This is a genomic window from Nitrospirillum iridis, from assembly GCF_014205765.1.
Classification (GTDB): domain Bacteria; phylum Pseudomonadota; class Alphaproteobacteria; order Azospirillales; family Azospirillaceae; genus Nitrospirillum; species Nitrospirillum iridis.
The window spans coordinates 18,518-43,966 of record NZ_JACIIZ010000017.1; the positions used below are offsets into that span (position 1 = coordinate 18,518).

Below are 25,449 nucleotides of genomic sequence, written 5' to 3' on the forward strand. Positions count from 1 at the left end.
GGATGGCGAACCCGCACCTCCCCCGCGCGGGCTTTCCCATGATGGCGGCCTCGCCAAGCCGGTGCGCCGAGCCGGCGCTATGATGGCGATATTTCAGTACCAATATTATTATTCTTATTTCCAAAAAACAATCACCCAGAACACGATGCTTCCGCCAACCCTGCCCCCAACCCTGATGGCGGCCGGCCGGTCATCACCGGTCACAGCCCAAGCAGCCGACGGTTCAGCGCCGTGTCGCTCCCGGCATCGGCGAAATCGTCAAACGCCCGATCGGTCACACGGATGATATGGTCCTGAATGAATCGGGCCCCCTCGCGGGCGCCATCCTCAGGATGCTTCAGGGCGCATTCCCATTCCAGCACGGCCCAGTTGGGATAGTCGTAGGCCGCCATCTTGGAGAAGACGGCTTTGAAATCCACCTGGCCATCCCCCAGGGAGCGGAACCGTCCAGGCCGGTCGATCCAGCCTTGGTAACCGCCATAAACGCCTGACCGGCCATTGGGCCGGAACTCCGCATCCTTCACATGGAAGGCGCGGATGCGCTCATGATAGATGTCGATGAAGGCCAGATAATCCAGCTGCTGCAGCACGAAGTGGCTGGGGTCGAACAGGATGTTGGCGCGGCGGTGTTGGCCAACGGCCTCCAGAAAACGTTCGAAGGTGGCGCCATCGTGCAGATCCTCACCCGGATGCAGTTCGAAGCAGACATCGACGCCAGCGTCGTCGAACGCGTCCAGAATGGGCCGCCAGCGCCGGGCCAGCTCGGCGAATGCCTCCTCCACCAGGCCCGACGGCCGCTGCGGCCAGGGATAGATGTATGGCCAGGCGAGCGCGCCGGAGAAGGTGGCGTGCCCCGTGAGCCCCAGGTTGGCGCTGGCGCGGGCGGCCAGCCGCATCTGCTCCACCGCCCAGGCCTGCCGCGCCGCCGGATCGCCCCGCACGGATGGGTCGGCGAACCCGTCGAACTGCGCGTCATAGGCGGGATGGACGGCGACCAGTTGCCCCTGCAGGTGCGTGGACAGTTCGGTCACGGCCAAGCCGTGGGCGGCAAGCGTGCCGGTGACCTCCTGCGCGTAGTCGCGGCTTTCCGCCGCCAGGCGCAGATTGAAAAGGCGGGCGTCCCAGCTGGGTATCTGCACGCCCTTGAAGCCCAGGTCCGCGGCCCAGGCGGCAATGCCGCCCAGGCTGTTGAAGGGGGCCGCGTCACCGGCGAATTGCGCCAGGAAGATGCCCGGCCCCTTGATCGTGCGCATGGGTTTTCCTTCCCTTTCAAATTGGCCCCGTCAGATTGGGCCGTCACACGGCCAGTTGCACCCAGCCGCCACCGGCGGCGCTGTTCGCCACGGCCGTTTCGATGAAGGCCATGCCCCGCAAGCCGGCGTCCACGCCCGGCAACGCGCCGTCGGGGGGCAATCGGCCCGCATGGATGGCGGCGGCGAAGTCGCGATACAGGGTGGCGAAGGCCTCGATATAGCCCTCGGGATGGCCAATGGGCAGGCGGGTGGCGGCACGCGCCTCCGCCCCCACGGCCCCGCCGCCGGCGTGCAGCACCTCGGTCCTGCCATCCAGACCATTGATGGTCAGGGTGTTGGGTGTTTCCTGCGACCAATCGAGCCCGGCTTCGGTGCCGAAGACCCGCAGCCGCAAGCCGTTCCGGTCGCCCGCGGCGATCTGGGAGGCATGAAGCACCCCCGGCACACCAGCGGGCGTGCCGTCATCGAAGCGCAGCAGGATGTTGCAGTCATCGTCCAGCCGCCGGCCCGGGACCAGGGTGGAAAGGTCGGCGCACAAGCGGGTAACCGGCGTGCCGGTGACGAATTCCGCCAGGTTGAACGCGTGGACCCCGATGTCGCCGATACAGCCACCGGCGCCGGAGCGGGCGGGATCGGTACGCCAGCCGGCCTGCTTCAGGCCCGTGGTCTCCAGCGGGGTGGATAGCCAGCCCTGGCTGTATTCCACCACCACCTTGCGTAGACGGCCAATGCGCCCCGCCGCCACCAGCGCCCTGGCCTCCCGAACCAGCGGATAGCCGGTATAGGTGTGGGTCAAGGTATAGAGGCCAGGGGCGATGGCGGCAACGTCCGCCAGATCGCGCATCTCCGCCAGGGAGAGGGCGGCGGGCTTGTCGCACATGACATGCAGGCCCGCCCGCAGGGCGTGGGTGCTGGCCGGCACATGGACATGGTTGGGGGTGACAATGGCCACCGCGTCGATACCGTCGGCCCGCTCCCGCTCGGCGGCGATCATGGCCGGGTAGCTGGGATAGGCCCGGGCGGGATCGACACCATAGCTGGCACCCCCCTGGCGCGATCGCTCGGGGTCGCTGCTGAACGCGCCGGCGACCAGGCGGAACCGGCCATCCAACTCCGCCGCCATGCGATGAACGGGCCCGATGAAACTGCCAGGGCCACCACCGATGAGGCCCAGGCGCAGAACGGGACTTGGCATCCCTTCCTCCCTGAAGGTCATGTTTTGTGGAAAATCCGCAGGTCCTTGGGCAGGCGCGTGACCAGCGCCCCCACAACCAGCAGCAAGCCCGCCACCACGGGCAGGGTCGTCAGGAAGCTTTGGCGCGCGTGAACGGACTCAAGATCGGGGGCCAAGGCGAAGTAGAGGCTGCCGATCAGCGCGGCACCGATCGCGGCACCCAGCTGCTGAACGGCCTTCATGGTGCCTGATGCCGCACCGGCGTGCCCCACGTCGACATCCGACAAGGTCACGGGGCCCAGGGGGCCACCCGTCAGGCCCATGCCCGTCCCAGTAATCAACAGGGCGGCCCCCACCGCGACCAAGGACGCCTGCGCGGCGATCAAGGCGAACAACGCCACCAGGCCGGCAAGCATGGTCACAACACCAATGCCGATGAGGCGCAAGCCGATACGCGGCAGCGCCCGCCGGGCAACGACGCCGATCGCCACCGAGGCGCCCACAGCGTAGGGCACATGCACCAGGGCCGTCTCAAGGGCTGAACAACCCAGGCCGTATTGCAATGTCAAGGTGAGGATGAACAACAGCCCCGCCGTCACCGCCTGGAAACAGAGGGAGATGCAGACCCCAATGGTGAAGCCTCGGTTGGCAAAAAGCTGGGGGTCCACCAGGGCGGTGCCGGTCAACGACCGCCGTCGAACATGGCGCAGGAACAGTAAACCCAGAATGGGGGCCGCGGCCAACGACGCCAGGCACCACCAGGGCCAGCCGGCCTCCCTCCCCTGCATCAACGGCAGGATGACGGCCAGCAAGGTCGCCGCGACCAGCACGGTGCCCGGCACATCCACGCCGCTGGCCCGGGATGACCGGCCAGAGGGCAGGACGCGCCAGGCGCCGACCAGGCCGGCCACGCCCAACGGGCCATTGATCAGGAAGATGGGCCGCCAGCCCAGCCCGAACAGGTCAGCCTCGATCAGCAGGCCGCCCAGGATGGGCCCGAGAACGGCCGCCAGCCCACCCAGCACGCCGAAAATGGCCAGGGCGCCGATGCGCTCCGCCGGAGGGTACATCACCTGGATCAGCGACATCACCTGGGGCAGCATCAAGGCGGCCGCAGCCCCCTGCGCCAGCCGCGACAGCACCAGCATGGCCGGACTGACCGCCGCGCCACACAGCAGCGACGTCGCCGTGAAGCCCGCGACGCCCACCATGAACAGGCGGCGGTAGCCGTGGGTATCCCCCAGCCGGCCGCCCGTTATCAGCAGCACGGCGAACGCGACGGCGTAGCCAGCCACCATCCATTGCATCGCCGCTGCGCCGGCCCCCAGATCACGCTGGATGGAGGGCAAGGCGACATTGACGATGGTGAGGTCGATCAGATCCATCATGAACGCGCCGGCGACGATGACCAGGGCCGATTTCCGGTGCCCGGAGGACATCGCGGCGGCCTGATCGACAGCGGATATCGCCACGGGCCGAGAGCCCGCTGGAGCCTCGCCGATCATTTGGCCCCCACGCTGAACTCCGCCCATTCCTCCACGATCTTGCCGCAGCGCAGCCGATCATGCTGAGTGATGACGGCGCCCGCCTCCCCGGCCTTGAGCTGGCCACGGAAATGGACCACCCCGACATCACCGTCCATGGCCACCGTCTCGATAACGAAGCGGGAGCCCGGCAGGCCGGTCATCTTTTCCCATTGGGCGATGGTGCTGTCGCGGGTGGCGCCAAAAGGCGGATTGCGCTGGACCATGTCGGCGGCGGCAAAGGTCTCATAGGCGCCGCGGGCATCCTTGTGAACCAGCAACCGATCCGCGAAGGCCCGGAACAGCGTGGCCGATTCCTGCGGCTTTGACACTTCGCCACGGGGACACTCATTCCCCTCCGCCGCATGCCCGACCGCTGCGCTTAAAGTTCCCGCCACACAGAACGCGGCAGCCCAGTACCCACGCATATCGCCCCTCCCGCTTCTTGCCACGATCACGCTTTTTGCTGCGATGACGCGCGGCCGTTTCCGGTTAGCCATAACATGAATTTATATTCTTATTCTATATGGTATTCACATGATGCACCGGCTGGCGCAATTCTCTCCAAGCCAGCACCCCCACCGCTCTTCATGGGTGATCGGCGGACTTTTCGCCAACTGCCACATGATTCAGGAGGGACGGGACTGCCAGCCTCAATGGCTTCCGTCAGAAACCCGCGGTGACGGAGCCTGTGCCATATTAAGAATATGAATATTTATTCTTATATATTGCAACAAGGATCGCCGTCTTGTAGACCATCATCCTATAAAAATAGGGAGGCGCTATTCATGCAGGCTTTCAAGATAATGGCGGGCAAGATGTTGGCGGGCGCCGTCATCGCACTGCTGCTGCCGGCGGCCGCGCCGGCCCAGCCGACCGTCCAGCTCAACTCCGGTGGAATCCGCGGGGCGGAAAAAGGCATGGTCGACGAATTCCTGGGCATTCCCTACGCCCAGGCTCCGGTGGGTGCCTTGCGTTGGCACGATCCCCTGCCGGCCAAAGCTTGGCAGGGTGTCCGCGACGCCACCAACGCGCCGCCGGCCTGCTACCAAGGCCCGCCGGGCAAGTTTGGCCCTTTCACGTCGGAGTTCCTGATCCAAGGCCCGGTGTCGGAGGATTGCCTCTACCTGAACGTCTGGAAGCCTCACCGGGCCGACGGCAAACTGCCGGTGCTCGTCTACATTCACGGCGGCGGGTTCGGCAGTGGGTCCGGCACCATCCCGATTTATGAAGGCGGCGGCCTGGCGTCCAGGGGTGCGGTGGTCGTCACCATAAACTATCGGCTTGGGGTGTTCGGCTTCCTGGCCCACCCCGATCTGACCAAGGAATCAGCCCTGCGTAGTTCAGGCAACTACAGCCTGCTCGATATGATCGAGGCGCTTAAATGGGTCCGCGCCAACATCGCCCAATTCGGTGGCGACCCTGCCAACGTGACCATCGCCGGCCAGTCCGCGGGTTCGGCCGCGGTCAATGACCTGATCATGTCGCCGCTTGCCGAAGGCCTGTTTCAACGCGCGGTGGCGCAGAGTGGCTCAGGCATGGGCATCCACATGCCGTCACTGGCCGAAGCGGAAGCGACGGGCGTCAAGTTCGCGGAGAAGATGGGCGCCAAGTCGCTGGCCGAGTTGCGCGCCGTACCGGCCGACGCGCTGCAGCAGGCCGCCAACGTTCCGCCACCGACACCTGGCGCCAAGCCGGCGAGGCCGACCATCGTGTTCACCCCGAACCTGGACGCCATCATCGTCGCCGGGGACCCTGAAGATCCGACGGCGCCCGTGGCGAGCAAGGTGCCACTCCTGACCGGCTTCAATGCCGACGAGGGCACCCTGTTCGGCAACAGCGACCTGACGGCTGCCGACTTCGCCGCCCTGGTTCACGAGCGCTATGGCCAGTCCGCCGACCGCTTGTTGGCGGTGTACCCCCATGCCACCGATGCCGAGGCGCGCGCCTCATACAAGATATTGGCGCAAGACCGTTATATGGCCGGCCTGGTCTTGTGGGCCCAGACGCGGGCCGCCGCCAGCGGGCAGAGCGTCTACGTCTACCTTTATGATCATCCGTATCCAGCCAGCAGCGATGGGCAGAATTTCGGCGCTTTCCATACCGCCGAGGTGCCTTATGTGATGGGCGCCCTGGACAAGGGCGGCCGTATTTTCACCGATCGGGACCGCGCCGTTTCGGGCACGCTCCAAGCCCATTGGCTGGCCTTCATGAAGAAGGGTGATCCCACCCTACCCGGTAACGCCTGGTCCCGGGCGGTCGCCGGCGCCCCCCTGGTGATGGGCCTGGGCGATACCACCGGCCCGCGCCTGGGTGTCTCCAGCGAGGCGCGGTTCGAGGCGTTCAAAGACTACGTTTCCTCCGGAGGCAAGCTTTCGCTTTTCTAGAGTCGTTCTGACTCAATTGGAATCGTTAGGGTGCGATCCGTTCAGATGGACGCTTCTGAACCGTGAATAGCATCACCACCGCCAGGATCCGGAAGCGACACCCATCACCCAGCGTGCATTCACGACGTCCAGCGACCCGCGCTGGTTCGGCCCCTGCGGCCGCGCTTGCGAACCCAATCGTTCCCGCACCGCCCCATCGTCAGGGCGGCGGGAACGGTAGCGCACGGAAAGGCGGCGGCGGAAGCGCTGGCCGTGGACATCTGCCAGCGGGCTGACCTGGGCCAGGGCCGCGAGTGCGGTTTCGCGCCCCTGCGCCATCCGCATTATGATTTCAACGATGACATCATGGCGACCGGGGTAAGGTTGCATGTGGCATTGGCGGAACGCCAGTTGTCCGCGTGATCCGCCCGGGAGTACGGGACCCATGGCCCTTCATCGATCCATCGCCTGGCCGGGAGCGCCGCTGGCGCTTGCCTCGGCCGCGCTTTTCGGCGCCAGCACGCCGCTGGCCAAGCTGCTGCTGGGACATGCCGACCCTTGGCTGCTGGCGGGCCTGCTGTATCTGGGCTCCGGCCTGGGGCTGGGCATCGTGCACCTGGGGCGGCGCTTCCTGCGCATCGAGGCGCCGGAGGCCCCCTTGCGCCGGAGCGACCTGCCCTGGCTGGCCGCCGTCGTCCTGGTGGGCGGCGTGGTCGGCCCGGTTTTGCTGATGGTCGGCCTGACGCTCACCCCCGCCTCCAGCGCCGCCTTGCTGCTGAACCTGGAAGGCCTGGCCACCCTGGGCATCGCCTGGCTGGCGTTCCGTGAGAATGTCGACCGCCGCCTGATGCTGGGCGCCTTCGCCATCCTGGCGGGGGCCTTGCTATTGTCCTGGCGGGGTGGCCCCGAAGGCATCGGCTGGGGCGCCTTGGCCATTGCGGGGGCCTGCCTGGCCTGGGGCATCGACAATAACCTGACCCGCAAGCTCAGCGCCGCCGATCCCGTGCAGATCGCCATGACCAAGGGGCTGGTGGCCGGTTCCGTCAACCTGGCCCTGGCCTTGTCCCAGGGGGCCGCCCCGCCGTCCCTGGCCATCGCGGCGGGGGCGTCCGTGGTGGGCTTCTTCGGCTACGGCCTCAGCCTGGTCCTGTTCGTCTTGGGCTTGCGCCACCTGGGCACGGCGCGGACGGGCGCCTATTTCTCCATGGCACCCTTCATCGGCGCAATCCTGGCCATCATCCTGTTCAGCGAGCCGTTGACCTATCGCCTGCTGGCGGCGGCGGTGCTGATGGGCGTCGGGCTCTACCCGCATTTGGCCGAACAACATGAGCATGAGCATGCGCATGAGGAGATGGAGAATGAACACGTCCACGTGCACGACGCCCATCACCTGCACGACCATGAGCCAGGGGTTCCCGTGGAAGAGCCCCACGCCCACGTCCATCGCCATGCGCCCCTGGTGCACCGGCATCCGCACTATCCGGATCTGCACCATCGGCACAGGCATGAGCAGTCCTGAAGCGGGAACCACTTTTCCACCGCTGGCCAACTTTCCGACGGACCGCCCAGGGCATGGCGGCGTCAGGCGGGCGCGCCGATCACGGCGGCGGACGGCACCGGAGCGGTAGTCGTATCGAACATCACCGTCCCCAAGAGTGCCGCAAGTTGCCGGTCGACGACATGCTCCTCACCCACCTTGACGGTTGAAAAGACGTACCGGTCGGGCCGAACGATCAGGATATGGTCGCGCTCGCCCCCCATCGCGGCCTCCAGGATGCCAGCGGAGTCAATGATCCTTTCCACGCCCTCAGGCGGCTGCGGGGCCTCGGCGGCAGCTCTCGACACCGCCACCACCTTGGGACGCAGGCGGGCGATGGCCGGCAGGCGGGCGGCGCGGGCCAGGGCCTCCATATCGTCGGTCAGGCCGATCAGGGCGAAGCCATCGCCCAGCACATGATCCAGCAGGACGCCATCCCGCAGCGCCGTCCGGACGGCAGGCTGGGGCAATAGCCGGCCCACCATCGTGGCGCGCGCGCCACGGCCATCCGCGATGACGAAGCCGTTTTCAAAGCGGGGCTTGGGCTTGTACTTCATCTGGGCGAAATAGTCGCGCGCCCGCGGCCAGAGGCCCAGAATCCGGAACGCCGTCTGTGTCAGGACGCCGATGGCGCGGTTGCGCGGCCCCATGATGCGCCCCATCCGCAAGGCCAAATCAATCATGTCGCGCACATGCTCGCGCCGCTCCGGCTCATAACTGTCCAGCAGGTGGCGCGGCATGGACCCACCTGTCACCCAGGCCAGCTTCCAGGCCAGGTTATGGGCGTCGCGGATGCCGCTGTTCATCCCCTGCCCGGCAAACGGCGGCGTCAGATGGCAGGCGTCGCCGGCCAAGTACACCCGGCCGGCGGACCAGCGTGGCGCCAGGCGGGCGTGGAAGGTGTAGACCGTCTTGCGGCAGATTCGGCTGTCCGGATGGGCGCCATGGCTGGCCAGCAGGGCGTCGACGGTGTCCTGGGCCACCATCGCCTCCGGGCTTTCGCCCGGCAAAAGCTTGAATTCGAACCGGCGGGTGCCGTTCGGTCCCGGCAGGGCGATGCACGGCCGGCGGGTGTCGCAAAAGACCAGGGTTTCCCGGCTGGGCGTCGGTGAATTCTCCAGGTCGACGATCAGCCATTTCTCCTGGAAGGTTTCACCGTCCAGGCCAAGACCCAGGGCGGTGCGGATGGAACTGCGGGCCCCATCCGCCGCCACCAGATAGTCCGCGCGGATCCAGCGGCGCTCGCCATCCGCGTTCCTCAGTTCCACGGTCACTTGGCGGTCGTCCTGGACAAAGCCGTCCTGCGCCCAGCCGAACAGCGTGTCCACCGTGGGGACGGTCTCCAGCGCATCCCGCAATTGCGCCTCGAACGTGGGTTGGCGAAAGGCGTTGCGGCGGGGATAGCCATAGGGCTGCTCGCTCGGTTCCACCTTCAGGAACAGCCGGCCCGAAGGTGTGTAATATTCCGACCCATATCCCGCGACCACATGACTCATGACCGTCGTGATCACGCCGGCGGCCTGCATGGTCCTCAGGGATTCGTCATCGATCGAGACGGCGCGGGGCTCCTGCACCGTGGTCGGGTTGCGTTCAACCAGCAGGGCCCGGGTTCCATATCGCGCCAGCAGGTTGGCGAGGGTGAGACCCGTCGGCCCCGCGCCGACCACCACCACGGGGTAGTGGTCGGCGATGGGGCGACCGTTGCTGGAGCGGAACGGTGTGGCGATGGCGGTGTCCATGCTCATCCTTCCGCTTCCATGCGCACCTTGTTCATCAGCAGGCCGACGCCGGGGATATCGACTTCCACAACGTCGCCGTCCTTGAGCCACAGCGGCGGCTGGCGCTTGGCGCCAACGCCACCGGGCGTGCCGCTGACGATGACATCGCCCGGGGACAGGGGCGTGAAGGTGGAGATGTAGGCGATGAGCGTCGCCACAGGGAAGATCATGTCCGCCGTCGGCTGCGATTGGACCACCTGGCCGTTGACGCGGGTGGTCACCGAAAGGGCGGCGGGATCGCCCACCTCATCCGCCGTCACCAGCCAGGGACCGAAGGCGCCGGTTCCGGGGAAGTTCTTGCCCGGGGTGAATTGCTGGGTGTGCCACTGCCAGTCCCGGACCGAGGCGTCGTTGTAGCAGCCATAGCCGGCGACATGGGACAGCGCGTCCGCGACAGGGATCGACCGGCCGCCCGTGCCGATGACGACCGCCAGTTCCCCCTCGAAATCCAGCATGGTGGACACCTTGGGCAAGGTGATCGCCTGTCGATGTCCGATCTGGCTGTCGGCGAAGCGGGTGAAGATGGAGGGGTAGTCCGTCTTGGCGCGGCCGGTTTCCTGGCGGTGGGTTTCATAGTTGTGCCCCACGCAAAAGATCTTCGCCGGGTTCGGGATCACCGGCGCGAAGACGATCTCCGATAGGGAGAGCCGTTCCGCCTGGGCGGCGGCGTCCTGGGCGGCCCCATAGGCGCCGGCCGCCACCACGGCCCGCAAGTCCGGATAGTCGGCGGCAAGGACGGCGCCCACATCCGCGATCCATTCGCCCTCGACCAGGCCATAGCTGGCGCGGCCCGCCACGGTGTAACTGGCAAACTTCATTTCCTACTCCATCATCAAAGGGTTGGGCGTCAGCTGCGCAGCAGACCGTGGCCCCAGCTGTTGAGCGTGCGCTGTTCGTGCGGCCACTGGCCCACCGGCCGGTCGGGCGTCACGATTTCCAACTCGGCGGAGATTTCGACCCAATTGCCGTCCGGGTCGTGGACAAACATGAACAGGTTGTTCCCGGGGCCGTGGCGACCCGGTCCCCACTGGACACGGACATGCTGGGTGGCCATGCGGTCACACCAGTCGCGGATCATGTTCCAGTCCGTCGTCTCGTAGCAGTGGTGGTCCAACCTGTTCTCGGGCGCCTTGAACACCGCGAAACTGTGGTGCTCATGGCTGCACCGCAGGAAAGAGGTGCGGATGCCGCCCTCCCCATCCACCACGTCGTCGGACAGGGTGAAGCCCAGGACGTCGATGAAGAACTGGACGATGCGGGCCGGATCGCGGCTGGCGATCACGACATGCTGCAGCCGTGCCGGCCAATTCCCCGCCTCCGCCCCTCCGGCACCCGCCTGCCCGGCAACAGGCGATGGCTGGGCCAGTCCAAAGGTGAACCGGTTGCCGTCCGGGTCGGTGACCGTCACGGCATCGGTGAACATTGGGGTCGGACCGTCCACCGCCCCCCAGCCCGCAGCCGAGAGCCGGGCCCGCAGACGCGCCAATTCCGCCCCGTCCGGCAAGGCATAGCCGGCCGAAACCAGGGTCTTGGCCGGGCCGGGCGTGAAGATCAGCCGGCGGTCCCGCGCCGCCGCGACGATGCGGTCGCCGTGGGCTTCCAACCGGTAGCCCATGGTTCGCCGGTAGAAGTCGGCGGTGGCGGCGGGATCAGGGCACCCCAGTTCCAGGAAATGCAGGCTGGCCGCAAGGGCATCTGGCGGCCGCCCCCATCGGAGGGCGGCGGCTTGCTGGTCAGGTTCCATGGCAGAGCTCCTTAGCTGGCGGCTTTGAAGCCGGCACTAATTTCCGCCAGAATTCCTATATTGCCGGAATTTTGTTGTCAACAATCGTTATGGCCGGCTATAACAGGCTCATAAGGCGCTTGCGGGGGAACCGTCCCGCCGGCGGTAACAAAATGGAGGAGCGTCCGATGTCGATGCGTTTTCCCGACACGCCGGACTTCGTTGGTGCGCTTTACACCCCATCCCGTTTTGAGGGTCAGATCCGTGATCTGGAGGTGGAGGGGGGCATTCCACCGGCGCTGCGCGGCCGGTTCGTGCAGGTGGCGCCAGATCCGCAGTACCCGCCCATGTTGGGTGACGACATCTTCTTCAATGGCGATGGCGTGGTCACCGCGTTCCATTTCACCGATGGCCATGTCGACCTGACACGGCGCTACGTCGCCACGGACAGGCTGAAGGCCCAGCGGGCGGCCCGCCGGTCCCTGCACGGCCTGTACCGCAACGCCCATACGGACGATCCCAGCGTCGCCGGCCTCAGCCCCAGCACCGCCAACACCAACGTCATCCCCTTCAACGGCATGCTGCTGGCCTTGAAGGAGGACAGCCTGCCCTATGCCTTGGATCCGGAAACGCTGGAGACGAAAGGCGAGTGGGATTTCAAGGGCCAGATCGGCAATACGCCCTTCACCGCCCACCCAAAAATCGACCCGGAGACGGGCAACCTGCTGGCCTTCGGCTATGAGGCGCGGGGCACCGCCACAACGGATGTCGTCTATTACGAATTCACCCCCGGCGGCCGGCTGGTGCGCGAGATCTGGGTGAAGGCCCCATATGCCGGCATGATCCACGATTTCGCCGTCACGCCCAACCATGTCATCTTCCCCGTGCTGCCGGCCACGGCCGACCGCGACCGGATCCAGGCGGGGGGGCGCCATTTCGAATGGCAACCGCATCTGGCCTACCAGTTCGGCGTGATGCGCCGGGGGGGCGACGGCAGCGACATCCGCTGGTTCACCGGCCCCAACTGCTTCCAGGCCCATGTGCTGAACGCCTTTGAGGAAGAGGGTCGCCTCCACCTGGACATGCCGACCGCCGACGGCAATGTCTTCGCCTTCTTCCCCGACGCCGACGGCAACGCGCCCAGCCCGGAAACGCTGCGCTTCCAGCTGGCCCGCTGGACCTTCGACCTGACGGCCAACACCAGCGAAGCGCGGCGGACCACCCTTTATGACGCGCCCTGCGAATTTTCCCGGTGCGACGACCGCTATGCCGGCCGCCGCCACCGCCACGCCATCATGCTGGGCAGCGACATGCGGCGCTACGCCATGGATCGGCTGGGCCCGCCGCCCTGGCAATTCTTCAACCAGCTGGTCCACTTGGATGTGGAGACCGGCCACAGCCAGACTTGGTGGGCCGGTGACGCGGAATGCTTCCAGGAACCGACCTTCGCTCCCCGGGCACCGGACGCGGCGGAAGGTGACGGCTTCGTGCTGGCCCTGCTGAACCATCTGGAGAGCCAGACGACGGAACTGGTCATCCTGGAAGCGTTGAGGCTGGCGGCCGGTCCCATCGCCCGGGTCAAGCTGCCGGTGCGTCTGCGCATGAGCCTGCACGGCAACTGGGTTCCGGAAGCGCCGGCCGCCTGAGCGTTGCGGGCAACAGAACACGCCCGGCGGTGCGGCCGGGCCAAGCAAGGAAAAAGTGATGAGCGCAGCACCGACGGCCTATGACGGCTATACCGGGCAATTCATCAATGGCGCGTGGCGGGCCGGCCGATCCGGCAAGACGCGGCCCAATCACAATCCCTATGACGGCAGCGTTCTCAACGAGATCAGCCTGGCCAGCGCCGAGGATCTGGACGACGCCTACCGCGCCGCCCAGACCGCGCAGAAGGCGTGGGCCCGAACCCCGCACAGCGAGCGCAGCGCCCTGTTCCTGCGGGTCTTGTCCATCCTGGACGCCCGCAAGGACGAGATCATCGGGTGGCTGGTGCGGGAAAGCGGCAGCACGCTGTTGAAGGCCACCATCGAATGGGGCGCCGTCCGCGGCGGCGTGCTGGAGGCGGCGACCTTGCCGTCACGGGTCGAGGGCAGGATCATGCCCATCGATGTCCCGGGCAAGCAGAGCTTCGTCTACCGCGAGCCGCGGGGGGTGATCGGCGTCATCAGCCCCTGGAACTTCCCCTTCCATTTGTCGCACCGGTCCATCGCCCCGGCCCTGGCCTTGGGCAATGCCGTGGTGGTGAAGCCGGCGGAGGACACGCCCGTCACCGGCGGCCTGCTGCTGGCCAAGATATACGAGGAGGCCGGCCTGCCGCCCGGCTTGCTGAACATCGTCATCGGCGCCGTTTCCGATATCGGCGACGCCTTCACTCTGCACCCCATCCCCAAGCTGATCTCCTTCACCGGCTCCACGCGCGTGGGCAAGCGCATCGCGGAGTTGGCCGCCACCGGCAAGAACCTGAAGCACATCGGCCTGGAGCTGGGCGGCAACGCCCCCATCGTGGTGCTGGACGACGCGGACCTGGATCTGGCGGTGCGGGCGGCGGCGTTCGCGCGCTTCCTGCACAGTGGCCAGATTTGCATGAGCGGCAACCGCATCATCGTCGACGCCGGCCTGTATGACGCCTTCGTCGACCGCTTCGTGGCGCATGTGCGGGGCTTCAAGGTGGGCGACCCGGCGGACCCCGCCACGGTCATCGGCCCCCTGATGAACGCCCGCCAGCGCGACGCGGCGCTCGCCAACATCGCGGCCGCGCGGGAGGCGGGGTTCGACCAGCGTTTGGGCGGCGACGTCCAGGGCCTGCTGGTGCCGCCCCACATCTTCGCCGGCGTACCCAATGACAGTGCCTTCGCCCAGGCGGAGCAGTTCGCGCCCGTGGCCCCCATCATCAAGGCCAGGGACGAGGCTGAGGCCCTGCGCCTGGCCAACGCGACGGAGTACGGGCTGTCCAGCGCCGTCTTCACCCGTGACCTGGCCCGGGGAGTGCGCTTCGCCCGGCAGGTGGAGGCGGGCATGACCCATGTGAACGACATCTCGATCCAGGACAGCCCGTTCAACATGTTCGGCGGGGAGAAGAACAGCGGCATCGGCCGATTCAACGGCGATTGGATCGTGTCGGAACTGACCACGGACCATTGGATCACCGTGCAGGAAGCCCCGCGCCAATATCCCTTCTGATCGGGTGCGCGCCCAACGCCGTCGACGGGAAGCCCCAAGGGGCGCCCTGTCGACGGCCTTGTTCATTCCGCCTGCAAGCGTCGCGTCACATCCTCGCCCGCCAGGCGCACCGCCACCATCGTGCCCTCCAACCGTGCCGGATGATCCAGGAAGTCGGCGGCGGAGACGACCAGACCGATGCTGCCCAGCACCTCCCCCCCCGCACCGAACACCGGCGCCGATATGCCCATGAGGCCGGCGTCAAGCTCCCCCACCGTGGCCAGGACACCGGGTTTGCGGATCTGCCGGACCGTCCGCTTGAAGGCGTCCCAGCTATCCCCCAGGCCCGCCGCCGCCACGGCCGCCGGGTCGCCGTCGTAGAAGCGGCGGAGGGGGCGTGGGGCCAGGTTCGCCAGGATGATCTTGGACGCGGCACCGCGGCCCAGGGGCATGGGGCGGCCACGCTCATAACTGATGGCGAAGGTTGGGGGGCGGCGGACATACTGGTCCACGCACATGACCTTCAGGCGGTAGATCCGGCACAGCAGGCCGATGGCTTCCCCCTCAAGACCGGCGACCAGGTCCCGCAAGGTGCCGGAGGCGGCATTGGTCAGCGGGTCGAAACGCCGTGTCACCCGGTCCAATTCGATGATGGCCGGGCCGACGGAATACCGGCCGGCCTTGCTGGCCACCAACAAGCCCGCCTCGACCAGGCTTCGGAAATATTCATAGGCCGTGCTGTTGGACAGGCCCAACGCGCGGGCGGCCTCCTCCACGGTCCATTCGGGCGTCTCTATCGTGAACAGCCCCAATACCGATAACACCCGATCCGCCGTGGACACTCCGCAGCCCCTTCCGTTTCGCGTCGACGTCCAACGCATAGGGGGTGACGGTGGCGGGGCGCAAGCCTTGTCTGTCCCCGTCAGGCACGGAAAGACCGCCCGGGGAGGCTCCCGGGCGGCTTCCAGTCATCGATGTCAGCGACGGGACGGGGAACGCAACAGCCAGGGCACCGTCAACAGGGCGGCCAGGGCCAGGCCCGCGAAGACCAGGACGGCCCGGGCCAAGCCGCCTGTGGCCCCGGTGACGGCGATGACCAGGATGGGGCTCAAGAACTGGCCGGCCCAGAAGCTCGACTGCCACATTCCCGCGCCGAGCCCGCGCTGCTCGGGATTGAGGAGAGCCATGGCGGCGTTGAGGAAGGTGGGCAGCGCGACGCCACCGGCGAAGCTGGCGATGACCAGGCCCAGGCACAGGGGTGCGTAGTGGCTGGACATCCCCACCACGGCGAGGCCGATGGCGGTCAGCAGGAAGCTGATGCCACCGCCGATAAGGGGAGCGCGGCCGCGCAGCAGGAAGGCGAAGCACAGGGTGCCGGCCACCACCGCCGCGTTCGCCATGGCGGAAACCAACCCAACGGTGGAGGGCGCCACCGCCCCGATGGCGTTCAGCAGGTAGGGCAACTGCACCTGCGCCACGTAGAAGCAGATGGACAGGACGGCGGTGACGCCACAGACGGCGAGGAGGGGAACCTTGGGCAAGGCGGCGGGCGTGCGGCCGCTGGCGGCGGCCGGCCGCGCGGCGTCCTCGCTCCGGGGGATCAGAACCAGCACGGCCGGCACAAACAGCACCGAAAACGCATAGACGGCAAACGGCATCCGCCACCCCAGGTCGCCCAGGGCACCCCCGATCAGCGCGAACAGCACCGCCGCGACGGACGCGCACGCCGTCTGGAGCGACAGCAATCCTTCACGCTTCCCGGTCGGGTAAAGGTCACCGATGAGAGCCGTGGAGCAGGTCATGATGACCCCTTCGGCGATCCCCGTGCCGGCACGGCCGATGATGATGGCGCCCAGATCCTGCAGCACCATGGGGGACACCCCCAGCACCGCGTAAACGACCAGCGCACCCAGGAGCAGGCGGCGCTTCCCCACCCGATCCGCCAGCCAGCCGGTCCCCCAGGAACAGAGGGCGATGGCCAGCGCCGGAATGGTCAACGCCAGGGCCACTTTCAGATCCAGGCCTGGCGTTCCCGGGAAGGCCGCCCCTATCTGGGGCAGGACCTGGGCCACCAACAACGTGCCCGCGACGGGCAAGCAGGCCAGAAGCGCCAGCATGATGCCTGGCGCCCTTCCCGCCGTCCTTCCCGCCGCCTGGGCCGCCGGTCCGTGCGTGACCGGCTCATGTGCCACATGCATGCTCCATCCCTCCCTTTGGTGTGTAGGTTCGCCAGCAGCCGTCACAAGGGCCGGATGAACTGCACGTTGAATTGCGGTCCTGTTGTGTAATTCCGGGTGGATATCGGCATATAGACGTTGAGGTTGAGCCCCCAGTCCGGCAGCCGGTCGAAATGCAGGCCCGGCCCCAGATAGAGGGCGCGGTGCCGCGTATTGGGCAGGCTGATCCCGTTGATGCGGTCGTTATTCAGCTGCTCGATCACAAAACCGTTCAGACCCGCCGAGAAGCCTTTTTCAAGTTCCCGCGACACGGTAAAGCTGCTGTACAGCACCTGCCCCGCCTGGCCATCGTTGAAGGTGAAGGAGGGGATGGTGGGGGCGTTGGAAATGTTGTTCGTCTTGAAATTGTATAGGTATTGCGTCCGCCCCGAGACCTCCCACCCTTCGGCGGGCAGGACGGTCCACGCGACATAGGGGTTCAACGACCAATAGCCGCTGCTCTGGTTCAGATCCTTGGTACGGTCGAAGCCACCGGTGGGGGCGATCAGGTCGAACGCCACGCGGAACGAGGCGACGGGATGACCATCGGCGATGATGGGCTTGAACTGGATGAAGGGCCCGAAGGTCAGATCCGCGAACGAGGTGCTGTTGGCCGCCAGCCGACGCCCGCCGGAACCGAAATGGGATTGGATGCGGGTCACCGGCAGCAGCACATCGAAGCCAAGGGCGTTGCCATCCAGGCTGAGCGGCGCGACCGCCGAAATCTGCGTGATGGCCGTGGTAACCTTGACGCTCGGGTCCTTGAACGCCGGGGAGTCCTGGCCGTCGGAACCGATGATGGAATTCAGGACGTTCTCACGCAGATAGCCCAGAAGCGTGACCCCCGGCTGCAGGGTGCTGAAGCCGTCATAGAAGCTGGTGCTTCCGAGATTGATGCCGTTGGATGGCTGCACCAGGTCCGGGATTTGCGACGCGGGCAATGCCGCCCCCGCCTGCATTGGTGAGACGAGCGATAAGGTCGCCGCCGTCATGGCAACGGGCAGCGTAACGCGACGAGCGTTTGGCATCTTGTTTGTGAACCTCCCTGAGGCCAGGGTGCTGCCACCCTCTTGGCGTCGATGCGCGCCGCATCGATTGGCGTCGATGCGCGCCGCATCGATATGACGTTTTTCCTGTTATTTCGGAAAACTGTCAATCGGCAAAATTACGGTAATGCCGTAATTATGCTTTTTTCTTAGACCCAGCATCCCCCCGCGAGGCGGAACGAGGGCCGCCTTTGAATGGACATGGAACGACATAGGGCCGGCACGGGGCGACAGCTTCACCCCACGGCGGACTGGCCATATTCCTGCCCCGGGAAAGCCCCTGCTTGGGCGCGGGGACTCATCAACCTGCAAGCTGCGGTGTCTGGTTGAACAAGGCTGATGTCGCCTGTCACGCGCTTCGGTCATCACCCTAATCCGTTACGCGAAGCTCTAAAGTGGGATAGCCATCTCTGCAAAAAATTAATTGACTTTAGTTGCATTATCGGCAATAGCATTGCCAATATTTTCTTTTGGAAGAATTTGGAAGCAATGGTTTTTAGCAGCCCGGCATTCATATTTCTTTTTCTGCCGTTGTTTCTCCTGATCTATTCAATAGTGCCAAAGTATTGCAAAAATGCGGCGATACTGTTTTGCAGCTTATTTTTTTATGCGCTGGGCCCAGGAGCCAGGATAGATATCTTGGCTTTTTATATATTGTTTAACTGGGCGGTCGGTCTAATAATTGCAAAGACAAGAGGACGCATCGCGTTCATATATGCGTTTACGGCAATATTTGTAAATGTTTGCGGATTGATCTATTACAAATATATGGATTTTATAATTTATTCATTTCTTGAATTATCTGGACACCATACGGATACACACCCACACAGTCTAGAAATTGGTTTTATTCCGTTGGGAATTTCTTTCTTTTCATTCCAGGCCATCTCGTATGTGATCGACGTTTATCGCGGTGCCGTTCCTGCCTCACGGTCGTTGATCGAGTTCGCGACTTTTAAGGCATTCTTTCCGCAGCTGATAGCCGGCCCCATCGTTCGGTATGTGGAAATAAAAACGGAGTTGAGCGCCCGGCGCTTCACGATTGATAATATTTTTGAAGGGCTTTTTCGATTCTCGACGGGTTTGGCGATGAAGACAATGATCGCGGATCCCCTCTCAAGTGTCGCGACGCAAATCCTGCAAACCGATCAGGCGCACCTGACGACAAGTCTAGCCTGGATCGCTATGTTGTCCTATTCCTTCCAAATCTATTTTGACTTCGCCGGCTACTCCAGTATGGCGATCGGCATCGCACGGATAACGGGTTTCCACTTCCCGGAAAACTTCGACCGACCATACTCCTCCCGTAGCATTACGGAGTTCTGGCGGCGATGGCATATGACGTTATCCCGCTGGTTTCGGGACTACATATATATTCCTCTGGGCGGGAACCGAGCTGGCCGCTTGCGCACACTCATGAATTTAGTGGTGGTATTCGCGCTCTGTGGCCTGTGGCATGGTGCTGCCGTGCAGTTCCTGGTCTGGGGACTGTATCATGGCGCGCTCCTTTGCATCGAACGCGTCACAGGATGGGACAAATCATCCAACTCCTTTGCGGTGGTCGTGCTGCGTACGCTCTCAACCTTCCTCCTGGTTGTCATCGGCTGGGTCTTCTTTCGGGCAGAAACGTTGGGGCAGGCCATGCACATCCTCTCGCTCATGAGCGGATTGGCGCCAGAGGGGGTCCCTTTCCGAACGGAATGGTTCTATCTGACCGGAGACAAAGTCGCTGTTCTGGTCGTGGCCACCGCATTTTCAATGATTCGCATGAGCCAACTTTGGCCAACCCAACGCCTAGGTGGCTGGAGTGTCGCGCTTCAGGGAGCCGCGTCTTTAGCGCTTTTGGTGCTATCCGCCTCCGCCATCGCAGTTGGTGGCTTCAGCCCTTTCATATACTTTCAGTTCTGAGGACCCAACGCATGCGACTGACTTTCGTCATTCTCTGGGTCACGCTTTTATCTCTGCCGATAGTGCAAATGATCAAACCGATGGCCCTCGAGCCACCGGTACTTGAAAACCGCACCCTGCATCAGCTCCCTGACCTGAACCGTGCGGCCATGGCGACTCCAATAACGCTAATGCGCAACGTCAGCATGTGGTTCAATGACAATTTCGGCTTTCGTAACACCTTAATCCGGCTACGGACCGAAACGAATTATCGCTTGGGTTATTCCGAGCGCCTTCATCTCGGTCCTGACGGATGGCTGAACTATCGGGACGTCATCGACACGCAGAAAGGCCGGAATGCGCTTCTGTCCGATCCTCAGCTCACGGAATTCGCAGACCGTTTCGTAGCGTTGCACGACTATTTGGCGAAGCGCGATATTGATCTGCTGGTGGTCACCGTCCCGCAAAAGGACGTCATCTATCCGGAATCGTTGGGGCGAGATGCTCCCCATTATCCAAAACCTACCGCCTTTACCCGCATGCAGGACATCCTGACTGAGCGGTTCGGTGCCAATCACATAGCTGCAGAGCCCATACTGCGCAATCTCCGGGCGCAGAATATACAGGCGTTCCATCGAACCGATTTTCACTGGACGGATGTTGCGGGAGGCGAGGTGGCGCGTGCCATCGTCAACCGTCTCGCAGACCTGGAAGGCGCCCCCAGCCTGCGGTGGATAGCCCCCCTGACCATTGAACAGATCCATTGGGCGGGCGGCGAATCCCAGCAGCTTCCGCTCTTCCGTTACGTAACCGAGGACTCCATCCGCACCAACGAACCATGGCGTGACCCAGCCCAAGGAACGTTTGATTGGCTTGGCGTAGACGCAAATTTCAATCCGGATTTTCCGCTGGGCCACGACTTCAATTGGCAACTAGCACCGGGCCGCAGTGGTCTACCGGCTACAGTCATTGTCAGCAACTCATACGGCGAGTCCTTCTGGCGCGCCGGCATGAATTTGCACTTCCAACATTTGCAGGCGTTCCGATCGAAGCCGTGGGGTGACGGCACCTTTTTCGCTTCGGTGCTGCGCCGTATCGCTCCCGGTACGAAATATTTCATTATAGAGTTCCACGAGGCCGAAATGGTTGATGCCGGGCGCATCAAATGGAGCGACGTTACCGCGCCGTGAGTCGGCGCAGGCCGGGCCCCTCGCTATTGGAGCACAATCGCCCCTGGTTATAGCATTCAGCACTCCGGCAGGTTGACCGCCAGGCCCCCCAGCGAGGTTTCTTTGTAGAGGTCCTTCATGTCGGCACCGGTGCGCCGCATGGTCTCAATCACCCGGTCCAGGCTGACCTTGTGCGTGCCGTCGCCCATCAAGGCCAGGCGCGCGGCGTCGATGGCCTTGATGGCGCCCATGGCGTTGCGCTCGATGCAAGGGATCTGCACCAGGCCTTTGATGGGGTCGCAGGTCAGGCCCAGATTATGCTCCATGCCGATCTCGGCCGCGTTCTCGATCTGGGCGTTGGTACCGCCCATGGCGGCGGTGAGGCCGGCGGCGGCCATGGAGCAGGCCACCCCCACCTCGCCCTGGCAGCCGACCTCGGCCGCGGAGATGCTGGCGTTGCGTTTGTAAAGCCCGCCAATGGCCGCCGCCGTCAGCAGGAAGATGTGCAGGCGGCGGCGATCGGGATCGTGGAAGCGCTCATAATAGCGCAGGACCGCCGGGATGATGCCGGCCGCCCCGTTGGTGGGTGAAGTCACCACCTTGCCGCCGGCCGCGTTCTCCTCATTCACCGCCAGGGCCCAGAGGTTCACCCAGTCCATGACCGACAGCGGATCGCGCAGCATGCGCTCCTGCCGCTGCATCAGTTGGGCATGGATCTTGGCGGCACGGCGCGGCACGTCCAGGCCGCCGGGCAGGATGCCGGTTTCGCGCATGCCGCGGTCGATGCAGGCGTCCATGGTGGCCAGGATGCGGTCCAGTCCCTGGTCGATGTCCGCGTCCCCCCGGGCCGCGCGCTCATTCTCGCGCATCAGTTCGGCGATGGTCAGACCGGCCTGGCCCGCCATCGCCAGCAACTGGTCGGCGTTGGCGAAATCATAGGGCACGGGCGGGCCGGGATTGGCGGGGGCGTTGGCCCGCGCCTCATCCTCATCCAGCACGAAGCCGCCGCCGACGGAATAATAGGTGCCGCGCGTCAGCTCCACCCCGCCCGCGTCGACCGCCACGAAGGTGATGGCATTGGGGTGGAAGGGCAGCTGGCTGCCGCCTTCCCAATGGATGTCGCGCCCGGCGTCGAAGTCGATCTCATGGACATACCCTTGGCCGCCGCCGTTCAGCGGCAGGCGACGGCTGTCCAGCACCCGGGCCACCAGCGCCGCGCAGGCGTCAGGATCGGCATCGGCCGGCATCTGGCCCGTCAGGCCGATGATGGCGGCGGTGTCCGTGGCATGGCCCCGGCCGGTCAGCGCCAGGGAACCGTACAGCCACACCTCAACCCGGGCCACGGCGGCGAGATCGCCATCCTGCGCCACACGCCTGACGAAGCGGCAAGCGGCCGTCATCGGCCCCATGGTGTGGGAGCTGGAGGGGCCGACCCCCACCTTGAACAGTTCGAAGACGCTGATGCTCATGCCCGATGCCCCATCCTGGCGCCCATCACCCGCTGGACGGTCTGACCGCAGAATGGTCAAGGCGCCGACCGCGCCTTGATACTAGGTTCGCCGGCCGGCCGCCACCGCCTTCCCTGCGTCATATAATTTGACCATCTCTAAAATGTTCTGCTGGCCGCGAGCAGCCCCTCGACCTCCGCCACCGTCTTCACGTCGGCGAAATTCAGCCGCAGCAGCAACAGGGCGGCGTTGTGCTCCGCGTCCGTGGGGGCGGCGCAGGCGTCCGCCAGCACCACCACGCGATAGCCCAGCATGTTGCCGTCCCGCGCCGTGCTGTCGCAGCAGCAGTTGGTGAGGGTTCCGGCGATCAGCAGGGTGTCGATGCCGTGGGCCTGAAGGTCCGCTCGCAAGGCACCGGCCGGGCAGAGGAAGGCGCTGTATCGGTATTTGTCGATCACACCGTCGCCATCGCGCGCATCCATGGCGGGGTGCAGCGCGTGGCTGGGATTACCCGCCGTCATCACCCGCACCGCCTCTTGCACGAAGGGGATGGACAGGTCGTACTGCCACGGTGGCATGGCCAGGGCGGGGTCAGCGCTGACCGTCTGGCGGGTCCAGATCACGCGCCCACCAGCGGCGCGCACCACCATCGCCAGCCGGTTGACCGCCGGCATGATGTCCAAGGCGTGAGGATTGCCGAACACCTCCCCCGGCGCCATGAACACGCACTGCATGTCGATCACCACCAGGGCGGTGCGGACCGGGTCCAGCGTGCGGACATCGTTGAGCCCCCGGCCCCGTTCATGCGCCCATGCCGGCAGCGCGATGATGTGCGCCATGGTGCCTTGCCCTCCACCCTACGTCCCTGTTGGAACCTAGGGCGGGAGGGCAAAACATGTCTTGGGCCGGCGCGTCCGGAGTCTTGCCCTCAGAACTCCTTGGTCAGGCCGACGTAGAAGCCGCGGCGCGGGCCATATTGCGGGGCGCCGACGCCCACGCCCGTGCCGTCCCGGATCTCATACTTCTCATCAAAGACGTTGATGACGTCGAAGCGCACATCCATCACGCCCACGGTCGGCAAGTCCAGGGTCTGCACCGCCCCGAAATTGACCTGGACATAGCCCGGCAGGGCGGCGCCATTGGGCGTGGCGCCATCGGCGCGCAGGCCCGACCCATAGATCAGGTCGGTGGTCAGCAAGGTGCGGTCGATGCGGTAGCTGGCACCGGCCGATGCGGTGAAGCGCTGGTCATGGTCCACCGGGATGTAGTGGGTGGCGATGTAATCCAGATCGTCCTGGCTAAAGCTGAACTGGCTGGAGACGATCTTCTTGCCCTCCGCCTTCGACACCGCGAAATTGGCGTAGGACTGGAAGTCGCCCACGGCATAGGTCAGCGAGACCTCGACACCCTTTTGGGTGCCTTCGTCATAGTTGAAGGGTGTCAGGATGATGGGGGCACCGAACTGCCCCTCATCCAGCATGTTCTTGGACTTCTTGTAATAGCCATCCAGGCCCACCGTCAGACCGTCGAACAGCTTCTGTTCCACGCCGATGTCGAAATAATGGGCGCGTTCGGCCTTGGGCGCGTCGTTGGTGCTGCTGGCGGCGGCCGCGCTGGTGCCCGCATATTTCGAGACGGCGGTGTTGGACACCAGCTCGAACGGCGGCGGGGTGAAGTAGCGGGAATACCCGGCGTGCACCGTCGTCTTCGACGTCGCCTGCCACACCAGATTCACGCGCGGGCTGAACTGGCTTTCGCTGTCAAACTGCTGGAAACTGTCGAACCGTCCGCCGAAGTTCAGCGTCCAGTCGGGCGCGAACTTCCATTCGTCCTGGATGTAGACGCTCTCGCTGTAACCGGTCTTGCCGAAATCATCGCGCACCGTGGTGGGCGTGCTGCCGATCTGGTTGCCGTCGTCATCCACCGGGAACACTTGGGACGTGGTCTTGCCCGAGGAGCGTTCCACCTGCAGCAACAGGCCGGCCCGCAGCGTGTGGTGGTCGTTGACCACCCAGCTGCCGTCCGTTTGCCAGCCGCCCGCGACGGAGCGGCGGTAGGCTTCCTGCGAGATGCCGTTGTACAGCAGGTCAGGCGTGGGGTCGGGCTTGAACCACAGGCTGGAATAGCGGCCATAGATGGACGACTGCACCGTCACCGTATCCAGCGCCTTCAGATATGTGGCCGCGGCGTAGTGGGTGATCTCGCGCTGGTTCTCGTCGATCTTGTCGCTGGGATAGTCGGTGACGCCGTTCAGGTTGTAGCCCAGCCCCGGCGACTGGCCGGAACGGGTGGGAATCTGGAACTGCCCCCGTTCCGTCCCCGCCATCAGGCTGACCTGGGTGTCGGGGTCGAGAATGTCCTGCACGAAGACGAAGCCGCGGCCGTTTTCCGTGCGGTCATGGTTGGGCTTGCCGCTACCATCGGGGGACTCGATGCCCACGCCGCTGGTCTTGAAGTCCCCCGAGGCGAAGTAGTTCAGGTTTCCGGAAGATCCCGATATGTCGAAACTGGTCTGCAGCGTGTTGTAGCTGCCACCATAGACGCTGACGTCGCCGCCGTTGTCGAAGGCGCCGGACTTGGTCTGGATGTCGATGATGCCGGCGGTGCGCAGGCCGTATTGCGCCGGCAGGGCACCGGTCACCAGGCTGACGCTGTGGGCGAAGCGGGGGCTGAGCGTCTGGCCGAAGCCGCTGATGCCTTCCGGCAGGATGACGCCGTTGATGCGGTACTGGACGTTGGCGTGCTCACCGCGGATGTGCAGCTGGCCAAAGCTGTCCTGCGCCACACCAGGCGCCTGCAGCATCACCTGGTTCAGGCCATTGTTGACACCACCCGGCTGGGCCTCCAGCGCGCTCTCGTCCAACTTGTAGGTGGAGGCGCCCAAATCCGGCTGGATGCTGTTGCGGGCGTCCAACAGGCGCTTGGCCGTCACCACCACCTCCGGCACCGGGCCGCTGGCGGAATTGTTGCCGATAGAACCAGTGGCGCCGGCCGCGTCGTCCGCAGGGCTGGCGGCAGGACCATCGGCGGCAAGCGCGACCGTGCTGACCGACCCCAGCAAAAATGCGCCCATGACCCCGGCGCGCCCGAACTTGAAAACCATACCTTCCCACCTTTCGTGAGGATCGCCCGCATGCATGGCCGACCCCTGATCCCTTCACGCCGCCCCA

General features: G+C 65.0%; 19 protein-coding genes. 6 read left to right on the plus strand and 13 right to left on the minus strand.

The annotated features are described in order from the left end of the window. Positions 1-200: 200 nt before the first annotated feature. From FHS74_RS24615 to FHS74_RS24630, 4 genes are read right to left on the minus strand one after another with little or no spacing between them, the layout of a single operon-like run. Entirely contained in the window at positions 201-1,253 is a 1,053-nt protein-coding gene (locus FHS74_RS24615) for a sugar phosphate isomerase/epimerase family protein (RefSeq protein ID WP_184806706.1), read from the minus strand. 43 nt (positions 1,254-1,296) lie between these two features. Next, positions 1,297-2,448, minus strand: coding sequence for a Gfo/Idh/MocA family protein (locus tag FHS74_RS24620; protein WP_184806708.1), 1,152 nt, complete (start codon positions 2,446-2,448; stop codon positions 1,297-1,299). 17 nt (positions 2,449-2,465) lie between these two features. After that, positions 2,466-3,899 (minus strand): MFS transporter, encoded by a 1,434-nt coding sequence (locus tag FHS74_RS24625; RefSeq protein WP_184806710.1) that lies wholly within the window; start codon positions 3,897-3,899, stop codon positions 2,466-2,468. Positions 3,900-3,928: 29 nt separating this feature from the next. Further along, on the minus strand, positions 3,929-4,282 hold the full coding sequence (locus FHS74_RS24630) for a nuclear transport factor 2 family protein (protein ID WP_184806712.1): 354 nt from the start codon (positions 4,280-4,282) through the stop codon (positions 3,929-3,931). Positions 4,283-4,738: 456 nt separating this feature from the next. Between FHS74_RS24630 and FHS74_RS24635 the strand changes: the two genes are divergently transcribed. Continuing rightward, a complete protein-coding gene (locus tag FHS74_RS24635) occupies positions 4,739-6,337 on the plus strand; it encodes a carboxylesterase/lipase family protein (RefSeq protein WP_246463347.1) in 1,599 nt (532 codons plus the stop codon). Positions 6,338-6,761: 424 nt separating this feature from the next. Continuing rightward, positions 6,762-7,835 (plus strand): DMT family transporter, encoded by a 1,074-nt coding sequence (locus tag FHS74_RS24640; protein WP_184806714.1) that lies wholly within the window; start codon positions 6,762-6,764, stop codon positions 7,833-7,835. Positions 7,836-7,897: 62 nt separating this feature from the next. On the opposite strand, the gene FHS74_RS24645 is transcribed toward FHS74_RS24640, so the two are convergent. Genes FHS74_RS24645 through FHS74_RS24655 form a run of 3 tightly spaced genes read right to left on the minus strand, consistent with a single transcriptional unit; the run spans position 7,898 to position 11,375 of the window. Beyond that, positions 7,898-9,598 (minus strand): bifunctional 3-(3-hydroxy-phenyl)propionate/3-hydroxycinnamic acid hydroxylase, encoded by a 1,701-nt coding sequence (locus tag FHS74_RS24645; protein ID WP_184806716.1) that lies wholly within the window; start codon positions 9,596-9,598, stop codon positions 7,898-7,900. Next, on the minus strand, positions 9,595-10,449 hold the full coding sequence (locus tag FHS74_RS24650; RefSeq protein ID WP_184806718.1) for a fumarylacetoacetate hydrolase family protein: 855 nt from the start codon (positions 10,447-10,449) through the stop codon (positions 9,595-9,597). Before FHS74_RS24650 ends, FHS74_RS24645 begins: the two co-directional genes overlap by 4 nt. A gap of 29 nt (positions 10,450-10,478) precedes the next feature. After that, positions 10,479-11,375: a VOC family protein gene (locus FHS74_RS24655; protein WP_184806720.1), complete on the minus strand. Its 897-nt coding sequence runs from the start codon at positions 11,373-11,375 to the stop codon at positions 10,479-10,481. 167 nt (positions 11,376-11,542) lie between these two features. Between FHS74_RS24655 and FHS74_RS24660 the strand changes: the two genes are divergently transcribed. Together FHS74_RS24660 and FHS74_RS24665 are read left to right on the plus strand one after the other, a co-directional pair. Beyond that, positions 11,543-13,000: a carotenoid oxygenase family protein gene (locus tag FHS74_RS24660; RefSeq protein WP_184806722.1), complete on the plus strand. Its 1,458-nt coding sequence runs from the start codon at positions 11,543-11,545 to the stop codon at positions 12,998-13,000. A gap of 58 nt (positions 13,001-13,058) precedes the next feature. Then, positions 13,059-14,534: an aldehyde dehydrogenase family protein gene (locus FHS74_RS24665; protein ID WP_184806724.1), complete on the plus strand. Its 1,476-nt coding sequence runs from the start codon at positions 13,059-13,061 to the stop codon at positions 14,532-14,534. Positions 14,535-14,596: 62 nt separating this feature from the next. Here FHS74_RS24665 and FHS74_RS24670 read toward each other — a convergent pair whose 3' ends face one another. From FHS74_RS24670 to FHS74_RS24680, 3 genes are all read right to left on the minus strand, one after another. Then, positions 14,597-15,355, minus strand: coding sequence for a helix-turn-helix domain-containing protein (locus FHS74_RS24670; RefSeq protein ID WP_184806726.1), 759 nt, complete (start codon positions 15,353-15,355; stop codon positions 14,597-14,599). Between the two features lie 135 nt (positions 15,356-15,490). Then, on the minus strand, positions 15,491-16,630 hold the full coding sequence (locus FHS74_RS24675; protein WP_184806728.1) for an MFS transporter: 1,140 nt from the start codon (positions 16,628-16,630) through the stop codon (positions 15,491-15,493). Between the two features lie 122 nt (positions 16,631-16,752). Next, entirely contained in the window at positions 16,753-17,670 is a 918-nt protein-coding gene (locus tag FHS74_RS24680) for a SphA family protein (RefSeq protein ID WP_184806730.1), read from the minus strand. 444 nt (positions 17,671-18,114) lie between these two features. Between FHS74_RS24680 and FHS74_RS24685 the strand changes: the two genes are divergently transcribed. Together FHS74_RS24685 and FHS74_RS24690 are read left to right on the plus strand one after the other, a co-directional pair. After that, the gene (locus FHS74_RS24685) at positions 18,115-19,683 is read left to right on the plus strand and encodes an MBOAT family O-acyltransferase (protein WP_184806732.1); all 1,569 of its coding nucleotides are present in this window, start codon (positions 18,115-18,117) and stop codon (positions 19,681-19,683) included. Positions 19,684-19,694: 11 nt separating this feature from the next. Further along, positions 19,695-20,852 (plus strand): alginate O-acetyltransferase AlgX-related protein, encoded by a 1,158-nt coding sequence (locus FHS74_RS24690; RefSeq protein ID WP_184806734.1) that lies wholly within the window; start codon positions 19,695-19,697, stop codon positions 20,850-20,852. A gap of 56 nt (positions 20,853-20,908) precedes the next feature. On the opposite strand, the gene FHS74_RS24695 is transcribed toward FHS74_RS24690, so the two are convergent. The 3 genes from FHS74_RS24695 to FHS74_RS24705 form a co-directional block, all read right to left on the minus strand. Beyond that, positions 20,909-22,300 carry an L-serine ammonia-lyase gene (locus tag FHS74_RS24695; RefSeq protein WP_184806736.1) on the minus strand — a complete coding sequence of 464 codons (1,392 nt, stop codon included), beginning with the start codon at positions 22,298-22,300 and terminating at the stop codon, positions 20,909-20,911. Between the two features lie 137 nt (positions 22,301-22,437). Then, positions 22,438-23,118, minus strand: coding sequence for a cysteine hydrolase family protein (locus FHS74_RS24700; protein WP_184806738.1), 681 nt, complete (start codon positions 23,116-23,118; stop codon positions 22,438-22,440). Positions 23,119-23,207: 89 nt separating this feature from the next. Next, the gene (locus tag FHS74_RS24705) at positions 23,208-25,352 is read right to left on the minus strand and encodes a TonB-dependent receptor (protein ID WP_246463348.1); all 2,145 of its coding nucleotides are present in this window, start codon (positions 25,350-25,352) and stop codon (positions 23,208-23,210) included. Positions 25,353-25,449: the final 97 nt, after the last annotated feature.